Annotated in this window: 17 protein-coding genes; 13 read left to right on the forward strand and 4 right to left on the reverse strand. The window is 64.4% G+C overall.

Annotated elements, in window-relative coordinates; all coding sequences use genetic code 11:
• Positions 1–9: 9 nt before the first annotated feature.
• The 12 genes from J2X53_RS12220 to J2X53_RS12275 all read left to right on the forward strand — a co-directional run bounded on the left by J2X53_RS12220 (position 10) and on the right by J2X53_RS12275 (position 12,829).
• Positions 10–3,576 carry a magnesium chelatase subunit H gene (locus J2X53_RS12220; RefSeq protein ID WP_349037861.1) on the forward strand — a complete coding sequence of 1,189 codons (3,567 nt, stop codon included), beginning with the start codon at positions 10–12 and terminating at the stop codon, positions 3,574–3,576.
• 106 nt (positions 3,577–3,682) lie between these two features.
• On the forward strand, positions 3,683–4,585 hold the full coding sequence (gene bchL, locus J2X53_RS12225) for a ferredoxin:protochlorophyllide reductase (ATP-dependent) iron-sulfur ATP-binding protein (protein ID WP_349037761.1): 903 nt from the start codon (positions 3,683–3,685) through the stop codon (positions 4,583–4,585).
• A 2-nt stretch (positions 4,586–4,587) separates the two neighbouring features.
• The gene (gene bchM, locus J2X53_RS12230; RefSeq protein ID WP_349037762.1) at positions 4,588–5,256 is read left to right on the forward strand and encodes a magnesium protoporphyrin IX methyltransferase; all 669 of its coding nucleotides are present in this window, start codon (positions 4,588–4,590) and stop codon (positions 5,254–5,256) included.
• The gene (locus tag J2X53_RS12235; protein WP_349037763.1) at positions 5,253–6,692 is read left to right on the forward strand and encodes a PucC family protein; all 1,440 of its coding nucleotides are present in this window, start codon (positions 5,253–5,255) and stop codon (positions 6,690–6,692) included. Before bchM ends, J2X53_RS12235 begins: the two co-directional genes overlap by 4 nt.
• 19 nt (positions 6,693–6,711) lie before the next feature.
• Complete coding sequence (gene puhA / locus J2X53_RS12240) at positions 6,712–7,479, forward strand: photosynthetic reaction center subunit H (protein WP_349037764.1); 768 nt, start codon at positions 6,712–6,714, stop codon at positions 7,477–7,479.
• Between the two features lie 64 nt (positions 7,480–7,543).
• Complete coding sequence (puhB, locus tag J2X53_RS12245) at positions 7,544–8,182, forward strand: photosynthetic complex putative assembly protein PuhB (protein ID WP_349037765.1); 639 nt, start codon at positions 7,544–7,546, stop codon at positions 8,180–8,182.
• 12 nt (positions 8,183–8,194) lie between these two features.
• Complete coding sequence (puhC, locus tag J2X53_RS12250; protein ID WP_349037766.1) at positions 8,195–8,662, forward strand: photosynthetic complex assembly protein PuhC; 468 nt, start codon at positions 8,195–8,197, stop codon at positions 8,660–8,662.
• 12 nt (positions 8,663–8,674) lie between these two features.
• Positions 8,675–8,971, forward strand: coding sequence for a hypothetical protein (locus J2X53_RS12255; RefSeq protein WP_349037767.1), 297 nt, complete (start codon positions 8,675–8,677; stop codon positions 8,969–8,971).
• Positions 8,972–9,054: 83 nt separating this feature from the next.
• Positions 9,055–10,080: a magnesium-protoporphyrin IX monomethyl ester (oxidative) cyclase gene (gene acsF, locus J2X53_RS12260; protein WP_349037862.1), complete on the forward strand. Its 1,026-nt coding sequence runs from the start codon at positions 9,055–9,057 to the stop codon at positions 10,078–10,080.
• 99 nt (positions 10,081–10,179) lie between these two features.
• A complete protein-coding gene (gene puhE, locus J2X53_RS12265; RefSeq protein ID WP_349037768.1) occupies positions 10,180–11,028 on the forward strand; it encodes a putative photosynthetic complex assembly protein PuhE in 849 nt (282 codons plus the stop codon).
• A complete protein-coding gene (gene hemA / locus J2X53_RS12270) occupies positions 11,018–12,229 on the forward strand; it encodes a 5-aminolevulinate synthase (protein ID WP_349037769.1) in 1,212 nt (403 codons plus the stop codon). The genes puhE and hemA overlap by 11 nt, the downstream gene beginning before the upstream one ends.
• Before the next feature lie 114 nt (positions 12,230–12,343).
• Positions 12,344–12,829 carry a cytochrome C gene (locus J2X53_RS12275; protein WP_349037770.1) on the forward strand — a complete coding sequence of 162 codons (486 nt, stop codon included), beginning with the start codon at positions 12,344–12,346 and terminating at the stop codon, positions 12,827–12,829.
• 97 nt (positions 12,830–12,926) lie between these two features.
• On the opposite strand, the gene J2X53_RS12280 is transcribed toward J2X53_RS12275, so the two are convergent.
• Positions 12,927–13,820: a LysR family transcriptional regulator gene (locus J2X53_RS12280; protein WP_349037771.1), complete on the reverse strand. Its 894-nt coding sequence runs from the start codon at positions 13,818–13,820 to the stop codon at positions 12,927–12,929.
• On the opposite strand from J2X53_RS12280, the gene J2X53_RS12285 reads away from it, so the two are divergent.
• On the forward strand, positions 13,767–14,132 hold the full coding sequence (locus J2X53_RS12285) for a hypothetical protein (protein WP_349037772.1): 366 nt from the start codon (positions 13,767–13,769) through the stop codon (positions 14,130–14,132). The two genes, J2X53_RS12280 and J2X53_RS12285, sit on opposite strands and share 54 nt — an antisense overlap.
• Positions 14,133–14,271: 139 nt before the next feature.
• On the opposite strand, the gene urtE is transcribed toward J2X53_RS12285, so the two are convergent.
• The 3 genes from urtE to urtC are packed head-to-tail and all read right to left on the reverse strand — an operon-like array spanning position 14,272 to position 16,942.
• On the reverse strand, positions 14,272–14,967 hold the full coding sequence (gene urtE, locus J2X53_RS12290) for an urea ABC transporter ATP-binding subunit UrtE (protein WP_349037773.1): 696 nt from the start codon (positions 14,965–14,967) through the stop codon (positions 14,272–14,274).
• On the reverse strand, positions 14,964–15,713 hold the full coding sequence (gene urtD / locus J2X53_RS12295) for an urea ABC transporter ATP-binding protein UrtD (RefSeq protein ID WP_349037774.1): 750 nt from the start codon (positions 15,711–15,713) through the stop codon (positions 14,964–14,966). The genes urtE and urtD overlap by 4 nt, the downstream gene beginning before the upstream one ends.
• A complete protein-coding gene (urtC, locus tag J2X53_RS12300) occupies positions 15,710–16,942 on the reverse strand; it encodes an urea ABC transporter permease subunit UrtC (protein ID WP_349037775.1) in 1,233 nt (410 codons plus the stop codon). The genes urtD and urtC overlap by 4 nt, the downstream gene beginning before the upstream one ends.
• Positions 16,943–16,959 lie beyond the last annotated feature (17 nt).

Below are 16,959 nucleotides of genomic sequence, written 5' to 3' on the forward strand. Positions count from 1 at the left end.
TCGCCGGAAATGACTGCGCCGCAGGGCGACGGGGTTTACCGTTTCGTGATCGTGACGCTGGATGCCCATGCGGCAGGTCCGGCGGCGCGGATCGCGCCCCGGCTGGCAGTTGATTTTCCGGGGATCGAAGTGTCGGTGCACGCGGCGGCGGAATGGGCGGAAAACCCGGCCGCGCTGGCAGCGGCCAAAGCGGCGGTGACCCGCGCCGATTTCGTGGTGGCGAACCTGTTGTTCATCGAAGAGCACATTTCCGCCATCCTGCCCGAGTTGCAGGCCGCACGAAGCCGTTGTGATGCCTTTGTCGGCGTCATTGCCGACCCGTCGGTGGTCAAGCTGACCCGGATGGGCGATCTGGACATGAGCGTCGAGGCCTCGGGACCGATGGCGCTGCTGAAAAAGCTGCGCGGATCAAAAGCGCCGTCGGCCGGGTCTGGCCAGAAGCAGATGGCGATGCTGCGGCGGCTGCCCAAGATCCTGAAGTATTTCCCCGGCAAGGCGCAGGATCTGCGGGCGTGGTTTCTGGCCATGCAGTACTGGCTGGGCGGCTCGGATGACAATCTGGAAGCGATGGTGCGCTTTCTGGTCAGCCGCTATTCCGGCAAGCGCGACTGGGCAAAGATCAAGGCGGCGGCCCCGATCGACTACCCCGATGTCGGCCTCTATCACCCCAGCCTGCCCCATCGCATCACCACCGATGCCAGCGTGATCCCCCGGCCCGAAGGCGCGGTGGCCACCGTCGGCATGCTGATGCTGCGCAGCTATATCCTCGCTGGCGATACCGCGCATTACGACGCGGTGATCGCGGCGTTCGAGGCCAAGGGCATCGCCGTGCTGCCGGCCTTTGCCGGGGGTCTGGATGGCCGCGCGGCGATGGAGGCGTTTTTCACCGGGCCTGCCAGGGCGACGGTCGATGCGCTGGTGTCGCTGACCGGGTTCAGCCTGGTCGGCGGCCCGGCCTACAATGACAGCCCGGCGGCGGTGGCGGCCTTGCAGGCGCTGGATGTGCCCTACATCGCCGCGCATCCGCTGGAATTTCAGACCCTTGGCCAATGGGGCGCGAGCGGAGGCGGGCTTGGCCCGGTGGAAACCACCATGCTGATCGCCCTGCCCGAGATTGACGGCGCGACCAACCCCACCGTCTTTGCCGGGCGGCATGATCTGAATGGCTGCACTGGCTGCGCGCAGAAGTGCCAGCCGCAAAGCGCCGAGGCGCTGGCAACCCGCGCCATGGCCCCTTGCTTTGAGCGGATCACCGCACTGGCCGACAAGGTGGCACGTCTGGCGCATCTGCGCCGGTCCGATGTGGCAGGCCGCAAGGTGGCCATCGTGCTTTACGGTTTTCCGCCCAATGCCGGGGCGGCGGGCACGGCGGCCTATCTGTCGGTGTTCGAGTCGCTGCATAACATGCTGCACGCCATGAAGGCCGCAGGCTACCGGGTGGACCCGCCCGCAAGCGTGGAGGATCTGCGCGAGGCGGTGTTGGGCGGATCGGCGCGGATGTATGGCCAGCCCGCCAATGTGGCGGCGATGGTGCCTGCCGCCGAGGTGGTCGCCAAGACCCGCTGGCTGCGCGATGTCGAGGCTGCCTGGGGCCCTGCCCCCGGCCGCATCCAGACCGATGGCCGGGGCGTCTTTGTGCTGGGGCGCGAGATGGGCCATGTGTTCGTGGGCCTGCAGCCGGTGTTCGGCTATGAAGGCGACCCGATGCGGCTGCTGTTTGAGAAGGGCTTTGCCCCGACCCATGCCTTCACCACCTTCTACCGCTGGCTGCGCGAAGACTTCCGCGCCGATGTGCTGCTGCATTTCGGCATGCATGGCGCGCTGGAGTTCATGCCGGGCAAACAGGCGGGCCTGTCGGAAACCTGCTGGCCCGACCGGCTGATCGGCAACCTGCCCAACATCTACCTGTATGCCGCCAACAACCCGTCCGAGGCGACACTTGCCAAGCGCCGCTCGAACGCGATCACCATCACCCATCTGACGCCACCCTTGGCGCAATCGGGGCTCTACAAGGGGTTGGCCGATGTGAAGGACACGCTGACCCGCCTGCGTGCTTTGCCTGCGGACGCGCCGGAGCGGCTGGAGCTGATCGACCTGCTCATGGTGCAGGCGCTTGCCGTCGATCTGGATGCCAGCGATCTGGACACGCTGTGGATCAAATTGCTGGAGACCGAGGGCGCACTGATCACCGATGGCTTCCACGTCGTGGGCCGCAAGATGACCGATGCCGCCCGCGCCGCCATGCTCGACCTGATGCCTGACACCGCCGACAAGGCGGCAGCCGACCGTCTGTTGCGCGAAGAGCATGAGATCCCCGCCTTGCTGCGCGCGCTGTCGGGGCGGTTCATCAGCCCGGTGCCGGGGGGTGATCTGATCCGCGCGCCGGAAATTCTGCCGACGGGCCGCAACATCCACGCCTTTGACCCGTTCCGCATGCCAACCGCCTTTGCCATGCAGGATGGTGCGGCACAGGCCGGGCGCCTGCTGGCCGCGGCAGAGCGGCTGCCGCGCTCAGTGGCGCTGGTGCTGTGGGGGTCCGACAATATCAAATCCGATGGCGGCCCGATTGCACAGGCGCTTGCCTTGATGGGCGCAAAGCCCCGGTTTGATCACTATGGGCGGCTCTGCGGGGCCGATCTGATCCCGCTGGCCGAACTGGGCCGCCCCCGCATTGACGTGGTGATGACCCTGTCGGGCATCTTCCGCGACCTCTTGCCCTTGCAGACCCGGATGCTGGCCGAGGCGGCGTACAAGGCCGCCACCGCCGAGGAACCGCTGTCGCAGAACTTTGTCCGCGCCCATGCGCTTGTCTATGCGCAGGAGATGGGCGTCGACATGGATGTGGCGGCCCTGCGGGTGTTTTCCAATGCCGAGGGGGCTTATGGCTCGAACGTCAACGTGCTGGTCGGATCCTCCGCCTTTGGCGCCGAGGATGAGCTGGCCGATGCCTACGAGTCGCGCAAGAGCTTTGCCTATGGCCGCTCGGGCAAGCCGGTGCAGAACGGGGCGCTGCTGCAAAAGGCGCTGAAAGATGTCGATCTGGCCTATCAAAACCTGGAATCGGTCGAACTGGGCGTCACGAGCGTAGACCACTATTTCGACACGCTGGGCGGCATCGCCCGCGCGGTGAAACGCGCGCGTGGCGGGCAGGAGACCCCGGTGTTCATCGGCGATCAGACCCGTGGTGCGGGCACGGTGCGCACCTTGCGCGACCAGATCGCGCTGGAGACCCGGTCGCGCAGCCTGAACCCCAAGTTCTATGAGGGGCTCTTGAAGCACGGGGCCGAAGGCGTGCGCCAGATCGAGGCGCAGGTGTCGAACACCTTCGGCTGGTCGGCCACCACCGGGCACGTCGACCCTTGGGTCTATCAGCGCCTGTCCGAAACCTTTGTGCTGGACGAGGCGATGCGCAAACGCCTGGCGGGCCTGAACCCCGAAGCCAGCAACCGCATGGCGCAGCGGCTGCTGGAAGCGTCCGACCGCAACTACTGGCAGCCCGACGCCGAGACATTGGCCGCGCTGCAACGCGCGGCGGATGAGATGGAAGACCGTCTGGAAGGGATCGCAGCGGAATGACGATGTGGTTTCCAGATTTCGCCTTCGGACCGGGGCTCTGCCCCGGACCCCGGAGTATTTTCACCAAGATGAAAGGGGCGCGCCCGCCTCTGGAAAGGAGCGGACAATGAGCCCGCGTGATGAGATACCAGACCTGAGAGGCCTTGACGGCGACGGCTCGGTGCAGGTGCATCAGGACAGCGATGTAAAGATCGAAGGGGCCAAGGTGTTCTCGGTCTATGGCAAGGGCGGGATCGGGAAATCGACCACCAGTTCGAACCTGTCAGCCGCGTTTTCGATGATGGGCAAGCGGGTGTTGCAGATCGGCTGCGACCCCAAGCATGACAGCACATTTACCTTGACCGGGCGGCTGCAATCGACGGTGATCGACATTCTGAAAGAGGTCGATTTCCACGCCGAAGAACTGCGGCCCGAAGATTACGTCGCCATCGGCTTCAACGGCGTGAAATGTGTGGAGGCCGGTGGGCCGCCCGCAGGCACCGGTTGCGGCGGCTATGTGGTGGGCCAGACGGTGAAACTCTTGAAGCAGCATCACCTGCTGGAAGACACCGATGTGGTGATCTTTGACGTGCTGGGTGATGTGGTCTGCGGCGGGTTTGCCGCGCCCTTGCAGCATGCCGACCGCGCGGTGATCATCACCGCCAATGACTTCGACAGCATCTACGCAATGAACCGCATCATCGCGGCCGTGCAGGCAAAATCCAGCAATTACAAGGTGCAGCTGGCGGGCTGCGTCGCCAACCGCTCCCGCGAGACCGATGAGGTTGACCGCTACTGTGCCCGTGTCGGCTTCAACCGGCTGGCGCATATGCCCGACATTGATGCCATCCGCCGCAGTCGCCTGAAGAAAAAGACCCTGTTCGAGATGGACGATGCCGAAGACGTGGTGATGGCGCGGGCCGAATACATGCGGCTGGCCGATACGCTGTGGCGGTCGGTTCAGGGCAAGGGATCGACCCCCGACCCGTTGCCCGACCGCGAGATCTTTGAATTGCTGGGGTTTGACTGATCATGGCCGACTATTCCGCCACCCGTGCCCGGGTCGAAGACTATTTCGACCGCAGCGCCACCAAAGTGTGGGAGCGTCTGTGTTCTGACGCGCCAGTCAGCCGGATCCGGCAGACCGTGCGCGCCGGGCGTGATGCCATGCGGGCGATGATGCTGGCGCAATTGCCCGCAGACCTGTCGGGTGCGCGGGTGCTGGATGCCGGTTGTGGCACCGGGCTGATGACGGCAGAGCTGGCGGCGCGCGGGGCCGAGGTGGTGGCGGTGGATATCTCGCCCCAGCTGATCCGCATTGCGCGCGACCGGCTGGATGCCCGCTTTGCCAGTCAGGTCACCTTTGCCGCCGGGGACATGACCGATGAAACGCATGGGCACTTTGACCATGTGATCGCAATGGACAGCCTGATTTACTACAGCGGGGAGGATATTGCCGCGATCCTGCACCGTCTGGCGCAGCGCACGCGAGCGGGGATCGTGTTTACCGTGGCCCCGCGCACCCCGTTCCTGATGACCTTCTTCACACTGGGCAAGCTGTTCCCGCGCGCCGACCGGTCGCCCACCATGATCCCGCATGCCTATGAAACCCTGGCAAAATCCGCCGGGCCGGGACTGGCACGCGTGGGGCGGATCAGCAGCGGGTTCTATATCAGCGACTGTCTGGAGTACCGGCCATGATCCTGCGCAAGAAGGACATCGCGAAACTTGGTGCCGGGTGGATGCCCTTTGCCGACGCCGCCTCTGATGGCCTGCCGATGGGGCAGCTCTTGCGGCTGTCGCTGTTCCAGATCTCGGTGGGCATGGCGACGGTGCTGCTCTTGGGCACGCTGAACCGGGTGATGATCGTCGAGCTGTCGATCCCCGCCATGCTGGTGGCGCTGATGATCGCGATTCCGGTGCTGGTGGCCCCGTTCCGGGCGTTTCTGGGCCATCGGTCGGACACCCACCGAAGCGCGATCGGCTGGAAGCGGGTGCCTTACCTGTGGTTCGGCAGCCTGTGGCAGATGGGCGGCCTTGCGGTGATGCCGTTCGCGCTGATCGTGCTGTCGGGGGACCAGTATCTTGGGCCGGTCTGGGCGGGTGAGGTGCTGGCGGCGCTGGCATTCCTCATGACCGGGGTGGGCATGCACATGACCCAGACCGCCGGTCTGGCCCTCGCCGCCGACCGCGCGAGTGATGAGACCCGGCCTCGCGTGGTGGCGCTTTTGTACATCATGTTCCTGCTTGGCATGGGCGTCTCGGCGGTGATCGTGGGCTACCTCTTGCGCGACTATGACCCGGTCACGCTGGTCCGCGTGGTGCAGGGCTGCGGGGCGGCGACGCTGGTCTTGAACATCATCGCGCTGTGGAAGCAGGAAAAGGTCAGCCCCATGACACGCGCGCAGCGCGAGGAACCGTGTCCGCAGTTCCGCGATGCCTGGCGTGATCTGATGGCGGGTGGCACGGCAGGGCGCTTGCTGGCGGTGGTGATGCTGGGCACGCTGGCGTTTCAGATGCAGGATGTGCTGCTGGAGCCGTATGGCGGGGAGATTCTTGGCCTGTCGGTCGGGGCGACCACGCTCTTGACCGCCGCATGGGCATGCGGGGCGCTGATCGGGTTCCTGATCGCGGCGCGCTGGCTGACGCGGGGGCTGGACCCGTACCGGATGGCCGCGCGCGGCATTCTGGCCGGGATTGCTGCGTTTTCCTGCGTGATCTTTGCGGCCCCGCTCGACAGCACGCTGATCTTTTACACTGGCGCCTTTGGCATCGGCTTTGGCGGCGGGCTGTTCGGCATCTCTACCCTGACCGCTGCCATGACCATGCCTGCGCGCGGGCTGGCGGGTGCGGGCCTGGCGCTTGGGGCCTGGGGGGCGGCGCAGGCCACCGCCGCCGGCCTTGCCATCCTGATCGGCGGCACCCTGCGCGATGTGGTCGGCCATCTGGCCACAGCGGGCAAACTGGGCGCGCTGACTGATGCGAGCATCGGCTATTCCGCCGTCTATCACCTTGAAATCGGACTGCTTTTTCTAACGCTTATCGCCCTTGGCCCCTTGGTCAAGGTCAATATCCTGACCCCACCGAAACCGGACGCCGACGGGGGCAAACTCGCCCTTGCCGACTTCCCCACCTGACAACGCGGAGGACCATTCCATGGTTGGCGTCACTTTCTTTGGCAATTTCGATCTGGCAAGCCTGTCGATCTGGCTGTTCTGGGGCTTTTTCGCCCTGCTGATCTATTACCTGCAAACCGAAAACATGCGCGAAGGCTATCCGCTGGAGACCGAAGACGGTCTGCCCGCGCCCAATCAGGGCCCGTTTCCGGTGCCCAAGCCGAAAACCTTCCTTTTGCCCAACGGCAAGGGCACTGTCACCGTGCCATCGGCCGAGAATGAGGCGGCGCACCGCCGCACCGATCTGGCGCTGGCGCGCACGGCGGTGTCGGAAGGGTTCCCGCACGCCCCCACCGGCAACCCGATGCTCGATGGCGTCGGTCCTGCCTCATGGGCGCCGCGCCGGGATGAGCCGGAGCTGGATGGCCACGGCCATGCAAAGATCGTGCCGATGGCGCAGGCCCATGGCTTTGCCGTCAGCGCCGGGCGTGACCCGCGTGGCCTGCCGGTGCAGGCCGCCGATCTGGAGGTTGTGGGCCGCGTCAGCGACATGTGGGTCGATGCCCCCGAGCAGATGGTCCGCTATCTGGAAATCGAGCTCAATTCCGGCGAACGCCGCCTGATCCCGATGACCATGGCCCGGATCTGGGCCGACCGGGTGCGCGTGCGCTCGATCACCTCGGACCATTTCGCAGACATTCCGGCGACCAAATCGCTGACCACGGTGACCAAGCTCGAGGAAGACAAGATCTCGGCCTATGTCGCCTCGGGCTGGATGTACGCCACGAACCGCAAATACGGGTTCTGATCAAAAAGGGGGGCGGCGCGCGCCCGCGCCGCCCCGTCTTACCCCAAGCGACGGAGGGTCTGAGATGTCGGGCCAGAATAAGGACTTCGATTTCGAGATAATGCCCGGCGTCCCCGCCGGTCTGCCAAAGGATGAACAGATCCTGTGGCAGGGCAAACCGCAGGCCATGGCGCTTGCGCGTGAAGCTTACAAGATCAACTGGATCGCCGGGTATATGCTGGCCGTCGTGCTCTGGCGCGCCGGCGGGGCCTATGCCGATGGCGGCACCGCGCTGATGCTGGCCACCGGCCTGCCCTATCTGGTGCTGTCGGTCGCGGGCTACGGCGTGATCTACCTGCTGGCATGGGCGCAAGCCCGCGCCTCGATCTACACCATCACCACCGCCCGCGTGATCATGCGGATCGGGGCGGCGCTGCCGGTCACCTACACCATCCCCTTTGTCCGCATCGCCACCGCCCGGCTGGATGTCAGACCCGGCGGCACCGGCACCATTGCGCTGGAAATCACCGCAGGCATGCGGCTGTCCTTCGCGGTCCTCTGGCCGCACCTGCGGCCCGGCTTTGCCAAACACACGCAGCCCGCGTTCCGCTGCATCGCGGATGCGCAGAACGTGGCCCGCCTGCTGGCCGATGCGGCACAGGCCAAGCTGAACGAACCCGTTGTCACCATGGCCCCTTCGGGTGCCGTGATGGCCGCAGAATAAGGGAGCGCGCAGATGGCCCAGCTCCGCACCCTCGCCGACCGTCAATCGCCCGAGCGCGAGATGATCCCCCGCGTTCTGCTTTGGGCGATGTTCGCCCTTGCCATGATCACGCTGGCCATCGTCAGCCTGTCGGTCGTCACCAACCGCCCGCATGTGGGCGTTCCCCCAGCCGCGACTGCCGTACAAGAGCGGTGGCTGGTTCTTGAAGGCAAGTCAGCACAGGCGGTTGTGGTCCGCGATGCTGACGGCACCCTGCTGATGGATCTGCCGCATGGCGGTTTCATCACCGTGATCCAGTCTGCCATGGCGCGCGCGCGTCTGGTGGCCCAGATCCCGGGCAATCCGCCAATGCGGGTTGTGCGCTATGACAACGGCCGCCTTGTGGCCGAAGACCCGGCCACGGGGTGGAGCGCCGAGCTCTATGCCTTTGGCGGCGACAACAAAGCCGCGTTCGAACGGCTGCTTGATCAGACAAAATAAGGGAAAACAACAATGGCATTCTTCAGCAAAACAACCGAACAGGTGCCCTGCACCGTCGAGGTCAGTCACCGCTTTGAAGCGCTTCACGCCCATGTCAAATTCAACAACGGCGCCGTCGTGCACCCCGGCGACGAGGTGCTGGTGCATGGCGCGCCGGTGCTGGCCGCCTACGGCGAGCTGATCATCGAGGACCGCATGGCCACCATCACCCGCGCCACCTGGGTCGAGCGGCAATGGGTCAAGCTGACCGGCGATCTCGACTTCATGGAATTGTGCGAGTTTTCGTTTTCAGAGGAGTTGACAGTATGAAAGACGCAACCCCTGAGGCCCGCCACGACACCACCCATGGCGAGTTGCACGCCGAGCTGGCGGGCAAGTTCGACACCACGGCGATGGCGACCGATGCCACCCTGCTGAACCCGCGCTTTTACACCACCGACTTCGACGAGATGGACCGCATCGACGTAACCCCGGTGCGCGCCGAATGGGATGTGCTGATCGCGCAGATGAAATCCGACCCCAACAAGGGCCATTTCAAGAAAAACGCCGACTGGGATCATGTGGACTGGGCCGGGATGGAGCCGCATCTGCGCGCCGAATTCATCGACTTTCTGGTGTCATCCTGCACCGCCGAATTCTCGGGCTGCGTGCTCTACAAGGAAATGAAACGCCGCGGCAACAATCCCGACATCTGCGAGCTGTTCAACTACATGGCCCGCGATGAAGCGCGGCATGCCGGTTTCATCAACGACGCGCTGCGTGAGGCGGGGGTGGCGGTGAACCTCGGGTTCCTGACCAAGGCCAAGAAATACACCTATTTCCGGCCAAAGTTTATCTACTATGCCACCTACCTGTCCGAGAAAATCGGCTACGCGCGCTACATCACGATCTACCGCCACCTTGAGGCGCATCCCGAACACCGGTTCCACCCGATTTTCAAATGGTTCCGCGAATGGTGCAACGACGAGTTCAGCCATGGCGAGGCGTTCGCCCTCTTGATGCGCACAGACCCCAAGCTGACCACGACCTGGGCCAACAAGCTGTGGATCCGGTTCTTTCTGACGGCGGTGTATTCCACGATGTGGGTGCGCGACCATGCCCGCAAGGATTTCCACGCGGCGTTGGGGGTGGACATCGACTGGTATGACCATGAGGTGTTCCGCAAAACCTCGGCCATCGCGCGGCAGGTGTTCCCGGTCGAGCTCGACATCGACCACCCGCGCTGGATCCCCGGTCTGCGCCGGATGAACGCGGCCATGCTGGATATGGAGCGCGGCCGCAAAACCGGCGGTCTCAAGGGCCGCATGACCAATGCCTGGGGCACGATCCGCGCCCTGACGGCCTTTGTCTCGCTCTACACGATCCCGGTCATCAAGACGACCCCGCCCGCCTCGGTGCGGCTGGAACCGGCATATTGACCGCATACCATCATATCACCGCGACAGCGGTGATTGCGGCGGCAGGATGGGCGCGTCCCGCCGCCGCGCGTGGCCCCTCTGGTATCAGGGGGGCCACGAATGACTGACCTGTGGAGCATGACTAACCCATGGATCGCGGCGCTGTCAGCCCTTTTCCTGTGGTGGTTTTCGACCGGCATCATCCTGTGGCGGGTGCGCCGGGCCGACAATCAGGGCCATGACGCGCATCTGTGGTCGGTACTGCTGGGACTGCCCTTGCTGCTGGGGGGCGTGGTCGGGTTGAACGAGACGCTGACCGACACCTCAGCCACCGGTGCTTACCTCGCCTTTCTCTCCGCTCTTGCCCTCTGGGCCTGGGTCGAACTCGCGTTTCTGTCGGGCATCATCGCCGGGCCGAACACGAACCCCTGCCCGCCCGGTGCCGCGCTGCCAGACCGCTTTCTGCGCGCGATCGGCACCATCCTGTGGCACGAAATTCTGCTGATCACCCTGCTCTGCGCCCTTGTGATCCTGTCCCACGACGCGCCCAACATCTTTGGCCTCTGGACCTTTGCCATCCTGTTCTTTGCCCGGATCTCGGCCAAGCTGAACCTGTTCTTCGGCGTGCCGCGCATCCATACCGAGTTCCTGCCCCGCCCGCTGGCGCATCTGGCCAGCCACTTCCGCCGCGCGCCGATGAACGCGGTGTTCCCGGTTTCGATCACCGCGCTCAGCTATGCCTCCTACTGCTTTACCGAGCGCGCCCTCACCGCCCCCACCCCCGGCAGCCTGATCGGCTTTACTCTTCTGTCCGCCTTGACCCTGCTCGCCCTGTTGGAGCACTGGTTCATGGTGATCCCGCTTCCCGACCAGAAGCTCTGGCGCTGGATGCTGCCCGAGCGCAAACCGCAACCGCAGGTGATGCAGACCCTGCGCCCGACGTTGAAAGAAAAGACCCATGGACTTTGACGCCCTCTTCACCAGCCATCTGGATCTCCTGAAAGCTGAAGGCAACTACCGCGTCTTTGCCGATCTGGAACGCCGCTGCGGCAATTTCCCCCGCGCCGACAATCACAAGGACGGGCAGTTGCGCGATGTCACCGTCTGGTGTTCCAACGATTATCTGGGCATGGGCCAGAACCCGAAAGTGGTGAATGCCATGGTCGAGGCGGTGCGGTCCTGCGGCACCGGCGCAGGCGGCACCCGCAACATCGGCGGCACCAATCACCACCATATCCTGCTGGAATCCGAACTCGCCGACCTGCATGGCAAAGAGGCCGCCCTGCTGTTCACCTCTGGCTATGTGTCGAACTGGGCCGCCCTTGGCACCCTTGGCGCGCGCATTCCGGGCGCGGTGATCCTGTCGGATGAGAAAAACCATGCGTCGATGATCGAAGGCATCCGCCACTCCCGCGCCGACAAGGTGCTGTGGCGGCACAACGACTGGCGCGATCTGGACCGCAAGCTGCACGCCGTCGGCGACCGGCCCAAAATCGTGGCGTTTGAATCCGTCTATTCGATGGATGGCGATGTCGCCCCGATCCGCGAAATCATCGAGGTCTGCGAAGCCCATGGCGCGCTGTCCTATATCGACGAGGTGCACGCCGTCGGCATGTACGGCCCCCGCGGCGGTGGCGTATCCGAGCGGGAGGGCCTTGCCCACCGCATCGACCTGATCGAAGGCACGCTGGGCAAGGCCTTTGGCTGCGTCGGCGGCTATATCACCGGATCGGCCCCGCTGGTCGATTTCATCCGCAGCTTCTCATCCGGCTTCATCTTCACCACCGCCCTGCCCCCGGCCGTCGCAGCCGCCGCCACCGCCTCGATCAAACACCTCAAGGACTCGTCGCAAGAGCGCCTCGCCCAGCAGCACCGCGTCGCCCGGCTGCGCGCGCGGCTGGATGCCGCCGGCATTCCGCATATGGCCAATGACAGCCACATCATCCCGGTGATGATCGGCGATCCGGTCAAGTGCAAGATGATCAGCGATATCCTGATGAACGACTGGGGCATCTATGTGCAGCCGATCAACTACCCCACCGTGCCAAAGGGCACGGAGCGCCTGCGCATCACCCCCGGCCCGCTGCATTCGGATGCCGATATCGACCATCTGGTCGCGGCGCTGTCGTCGCTCTGGCATCAATGCGCGCTGGCTCATGCGGTTGCCTGAGGCACCCAAATGCCGGTGTGCGCCCCACAAATCCATCACGCGCACATTGGCGTGACTTGCCTTTTCCAACCGCAGGTCCATCTTTCATACCATCAGACATCCGGGAGGATCCCCATGAGACTCACTTTGACTGCCCTGACTTTCGCCTCGCTCGCCCTTGCGGCCCCCGCCATGGCCCAGGACGCGACCGGGGATGCCGCCGCTGGTGAGAAAGTCTTCAACAAATGCCAGACCTGCCACGTCATCGCCGATGCCGATGGCAATGTGCTGGGTGGCCGCAACGCCAAGACCGGCCCGAACCTCTACGGCCTGCCGGGCCGCACTGCCGGCACCCAGGCCGATTTCAACGGCTACGGCGACTCGCTGGTTGCTCTCGGCGCCACCGGCTTCACCTGGGATGAGGCGAGCTTTACCGAATACGTTGCCGACCCGGCCAAGTTCCTCAAAACCCGTCTGGATGACAATGGCGCCCGCACCAAGATGTCGTTCAAACTGACCAACGCCAAGGAAAAGGCCGATGTCTGGGCCTATATCGCCTCACTCTCGCCCGCGATGGAACCCGCGGCTGAGGGCGAAGCCGCTCCGGCAGCGACGAACTGATCTGCCATCGGCAGCAAAGCAAAGGCCCCGGAGCGATCCGGGGCTTTTTGCGTTCGGGGGGGCCGGGTGTGCTAGCTCGTCCGACCATGCGGCGGGGTCAGATGCCGGTCTGCCCCCGCAGCGGTTGCTGCCCTGACAGCAAATCGGCATTGTCGGCATAAATCTTTGTTATTCTCTCGATAAGTCGCCGGATCGGGGCGCGGTGCCGGTCATCATCGTGCATGACCAGATATTGCTGCTCGGTCAGGGCTTCAATGACAGGTCCGGCCCGGCACAAAGCCGGGTCACAATCCCCGGTCATGCAGGGCATCACCCCAATGCCAGCCCCGGCCCGCACCAGTTGATGAACCGTCGCAACCGTGCTGGCCATGACCGAGATCATATGGTCCTGACGGTGCAGCCACTGCGCCGCAGGGTGCCTTGCGTGTACCGGATCAAGTGCCACCCAGCCCAACTGCTCGGGGTCCGGCACACTCCAGCTGCGATAGGGCGCAAACCGCAAGGTGCCCAGCCTGCGCGAGGCAAGGTTTCCCGCTTCTGCAGGCCGGTTCCGGATGCCCAGATCAATCTCGCGGTGCGCAATGTCCAGAGTCGCCTCGGTTGTTACAAAATTCAGCCGGAACCCGTCAGAGCGGCGGCTGAGAAGGGTGTATTTGTCGGCAAGAAACATCGCGGTCGCTGTCCCGGCAGACAGGCGGATCAAGGGTGTGGCGGCCTTCGAGGACAAAGCCTCCTGAACCGGCACGGCGGCGGCGTGCATGGCCTTTACCCGTTTGAACAGCGCCTGCCCCGCAAGGGTCAGACTGTATCCGGTCTGAGTCCTGTGAAACAGCGTCTGGCCCGCGCGCTGTTCCAGCGCGAGCATGCGACGGCCCACGGTCGGGGGGCTCAGGCCGACCAGACGACTGGCCGCGCTAAGGCCGCCACTCTGCGCAACATGGAAGAAAATTTCCAGATCATCCCAGCCAAGTCTTTCACCAGTGAACGACATGCTTCATTCCTCGGGGTTTTTTCGGGCGTATCGCTGCTCCATCATTTCATGAGTGAACAAATGGAGATGCCGATGCAACCCCTGATCCTCCCGATCCCATCCCGCAAACTCACCGAAGAAGAGTTTTACGCTCTTGGCCATCGCCCGATAAAAAGCCGGCTCAATGTGGTCTGGGCCTCCTGCCGCAGGATCGGTCGCCACCTGATCGGTCTGCCCGGCTCTGTTCGCACGGCAGGGCTGCTGGGGCGCAACAGGCGGGTCACGGGACCAGGAACAGGCAAAACGCGTCCCCTTGCAGATGAAAGACTATGACATCCGCAACGGACAGGCGGGCCGTGGGAACAACCTCCTCACCACCTGTCAAACATTAATTTATCTTTAACGACCACATATCAAACAATTGATTTCAAACAATATTAAAAACCTCCCCCTGTGTTACAGCCCCCCTTCCTCACACCGAAACCGTGGCCTTCAGCACCTCTTTCGACAGCGTGGCCTTGTCGCCTTCCAGCGCCACTTCGCCGCGTTTGAGCACGTAAAAGCGGTCCGCCAGACCATAGGCAAAGTCGAAATACTGCTCGACCAGAATGATCGCCATATCGCCCTTGCCTTTCAGATACTCGATCACCCGCCCGATCTGCTGGATGATGTTGGGCTGGATGCCTTCGGTCGGCTCGTCCAGCAGCAGCACGCGCGGCTTCATGATCATCGCGCGGGCAATCGCCAGCTGCTGCTGCTGCCCGCCCGACAGATCGCCGCCGCGCCGGTGGAGGAAGTCTTTCAGGATCGGGAACAGCTCGAAAATCTCCTCCGGGATGCGATGCTCGGCCCGGGGCAGCAGGGCATAGGCGGTCTCCATATTCTCGCGCACGGTCAGCAGCGGAAAGATCATCCGCCCCTGCGGCACCACGGCCAGCCCGCGGCGCGCCATCGCCTGTGGCGGCACCACCGGCACCACCTCCCCGCCCAGCCAGACCTGCCCGCCCGAGCGCGGATGCGTCCCCGCCAGCGCCTTTAACAGCGAGGTCTTGCCGACGCCGTTGGTGCCCATCACGCAGGTCACCTCCCCCGCCCGCGCCTCCATGCTGATGCCGTGCAGGATCTGGCTGCCGCCATAGTGCAGCGTCAGGTTTTCGGTTCTGATCATCGCTCGGACCGCCCCAGATAAACGTCGATCACCTGCGGATTGCGGGTGACATGGTCCAGTGTGCCCTCGGCCAGCACAGACCCCTCATGCAGCACCGTGACCTTGCAATTCAGGCGGCGCACGAATTCCATGTCATGCTCGACCACCACCACCGCGCGGGTTTTGGCAAGGTCCACCAGCAGCCGCGTGGTATGCTCGCGCTCCGCCAGCGTCATGCCGGCGGCGGGTTCATCGACCAGCAAAAGCTGCGGCTCTTGCGCCAGCAGCATCCCGATCTCCAGCCATTGCTTTTGCCCGTGCGACAGCTCGCCCGACTTGCGGGCGAGCGAGTCACCCAAGCCCACCTCGGCCGCCAGCTCCGCCACGCGGGCATGATCGGCGGGTTTGGGCGACCAGAACAGCACCGCCAGCGGCCCGCGCGCCGCCTTGAGCGCCATCATCAGATTGTCGGCCACCGTCTGATCCTCGAACACCGTCGGGCGCTGAAACTTGCGCCCGACCCCGGCGCGGGCGATCTGCGCCTCGGACATCTTCAGCAGCGATTGCAGGCGATCCCCCCACAGCACGCGGCCCTCATCGGGGCGGGTCTTGCCGGTGACGATATCCATGAACGTGGTCTTGCCCGCGCCATTGGGCCCGATGATCGCGCGCAGTTCCGCCGGGCCGATAGAGAAAGACAGGTTGTTGATGGCGCGAAAGCCGTCAAAGGTGACCGACACGCCGGAGACTTCGAGAAGCTGGCTCATTCCTTGGCCTCCTTTTCCATGAGTGACCCGTCATCGGGGCCAAGCGTCGCACCCTTGCGGTCGGGGCTGCGCAAGCCCTGCCACAGGTCGAACAACCCGCCGATGCCCTTGGGCGCGAACAGGGTGACGCCGACAAAGGACAGGCCCAAGAGGATCAGCCACCAATCCACCCAGTTGATGGTGTAGAAGCCCAGGTTGATCGACGGCGCCCGCCCGCCGGTGAACCAGGACGACAACAGCGAGACGAATGCCGCACCAATCACCGCGCCATAGAGCCGCCCGCGCCCGCCGATGGCGACCCAGACCGCGAGGTAGATGCTGGCGATCGGGGCGAGTTCGGCCGGGTTGATGATGCCCGCCTGCGGGTAATACAGCGCGCCCGCGATGGCGGCGATGATGGCGGTGAGGGTGAAGACAAAGAGCTTGTACCCCTCCACCGAGTAGCCGAGGAAGCGCACCCGCGCCTCATCATCGCGGATCGCGCGGATCACAGATCCGAACTTGCCCGAGACCACCCAGGCCACCAGCAGGTAGCCAAGGCCAAGGGCAAAGGCCGAGGCCCAGAGAAACCATACCGAGATCCGGTCCTGCGACACCCCGTCCAGACCGGGGATGTTCTGCAGGCCCGACAACCCGTTGTTGCCCCGCAGGCCGGAGTCGTTCTGGAACAGATAGAGCGCAAGGGCGAGCGTCATCGCCTGCGTCAGGATCGACAGATACACGCCCGTCACCCGGCTGCGGAACGCCAGCCAGCCAAAGACCAGCGCCAGCACGCCCGGCACCAGCACCACCAGCATGAGTTGCAGCGGCAATGAATGGGCGAAACTCCAGACCGGGGGCAGTTCGGACGCGCCGACCACGCCGAAGATCTGCGCGGCGATGCCGTTCTGGATTTCCTGCGCAGTGGCGGGCAGCGCCTCGTTGGACAGGGCGGTGATGACAATGCCTTCGGTGCGGGCATACATCAGCCACATGCCGATCATGTAGCCGCCAAGCGCGAAAAACGCCATGTGGCCGAGCGACAAGATGCCGGCATAGCCCCAGATCAGATCCATCGCGAGCGCGGCAAGGCAGAGGCACAGGGTTTTGCCCAGCGTCTTGATGAAGGAGGTGGACAGGAACGCGACGCCATACGCCTCGGACAGCACGGTGACGCCCAGCGTGAACAGCGACAGGATCAAAAGGAACCACAACACGGAAGGGTTCCGGGAAAGATAGGTGCGGGTCATATCATGCTCCTGCCGTC

Source organism: Pseudotabrizicola sp. 4114 (assembly GCF_031457365.1).
In the GTDB taxonomy this organism is placed as follows: Bacteria; Pseudomonadota; Alphaproteobacteria; order Rhodobacterales; family Rhodobacteraceae; genus Pseudotabrizicola.

Coding starts and splice junctions, on each gene's coding strand:
- J2X53_RS12220 (WP_349037861.1), top strand. CDS start 10: ATGACTGCGCCGCAGGGCGACGGGGTTTACCGTTTCGTGATCGTGACG.
- bchL (WP_349037761.1), top strand. CDS start 3,683: ATGAGCCCGCGTGATGAGATACCAGACCTGAGAGGCCTTGACGGCGAC.
- bchM (WP_349037762.1), top strand. CDS start 4,588: ATGGCCGACTATTCCGCCACCCGTGCCCGGGTCGAAGACTATTTCGAC.
- J2X53_RS12235 (WP_349037763.1), top strand. CDS start 5,253: ATGATCCTGCGCAAGAAGGACATCGCGAAACTTGGTGCCGGGTGGATG.
- puhA (WP_349037764.1), top strand. CDS start 6,712: ATGGTTGGCGTCACTTTCTTTGGCAATTTCGATCTGGCAAGCCTGTCG.
- puhB (WP_349037765.1), top strand. CDS start 7,544: ATGTCGGGCCAGAATAAGGACTTCGATTTCGAGATAATGCCCGGCGTC.
- puhC (WP_349037766.1), top strand. CDS start 8,195: ATGGCCCAGCTCCGCACCCTCGCCGACCGTCAATCGCCCGAGCGCGAG.
- J2X53_RS12255 (WP_349037767.1), top strand. CDS start 8,675: ATGGCATTCTTCAGCAAAACAACCGAACAGGTGCCCTGCACCGTCGAG.
- acsF (WP_349037862.1), top strand. CDS start 9,055: ATGGCGACCGATGCCACCCTGCTGAACCCGCGCTTTTACACCACCGAC.
- puhE (WP_349037768.1), top strand. CDS start 10,180: ATGACTGACCTGTGGAGCATGACTAACCCATGGATCGCGGCGCTGTCA.
- hemA (WP_349037769.1), top strand. CDS start 11,018: ATGGACTTTGACGCCCTCTTCACCAGCCATCTGGATCTCCTGAAAGCT.
- J2X53_RS12275 (WP_349037770.1), top strand. CDS start 12,344: ATGAGACTCACTTTGACTGCCCTGACTTTCGCCTCGCTCGCCCTTGCG.
- J2X53_RS12285 (WP_349037772.1), top strand. CDS start 13,767: ATGGAAGAAAATTTCCAGATCATCCCAGCCAAGTCTTTCACCAGTGAA.
- J2X53_RS12280 (WP_349037771.1), bottom strand. CDS start 13,820: ATGTCGTTCACTGGTGAAAGACTTGGCTGGGATGATCTGGAAATTTTC.
- urtE (WP_349037773.1), bottom strand. CDS start 14,967: ATGATCAGAACCGAAAACCTGACGCTGCACTATGGCGGCAGCCAGATC.
- urtD (WP_349037774.1), bottom strand. CDS start 15,713: ATGAGCCAGCTTCTCGAAGTCTCCGGCGTGTCGGTCACCTTTGACGGC.
- urtC (WP_349037775.1), bottom strand. CDS start 16,942: ATGACCCGCACCTATCTTTCCCGGAACCCTTCCGTGTTGTGGTTCCTT.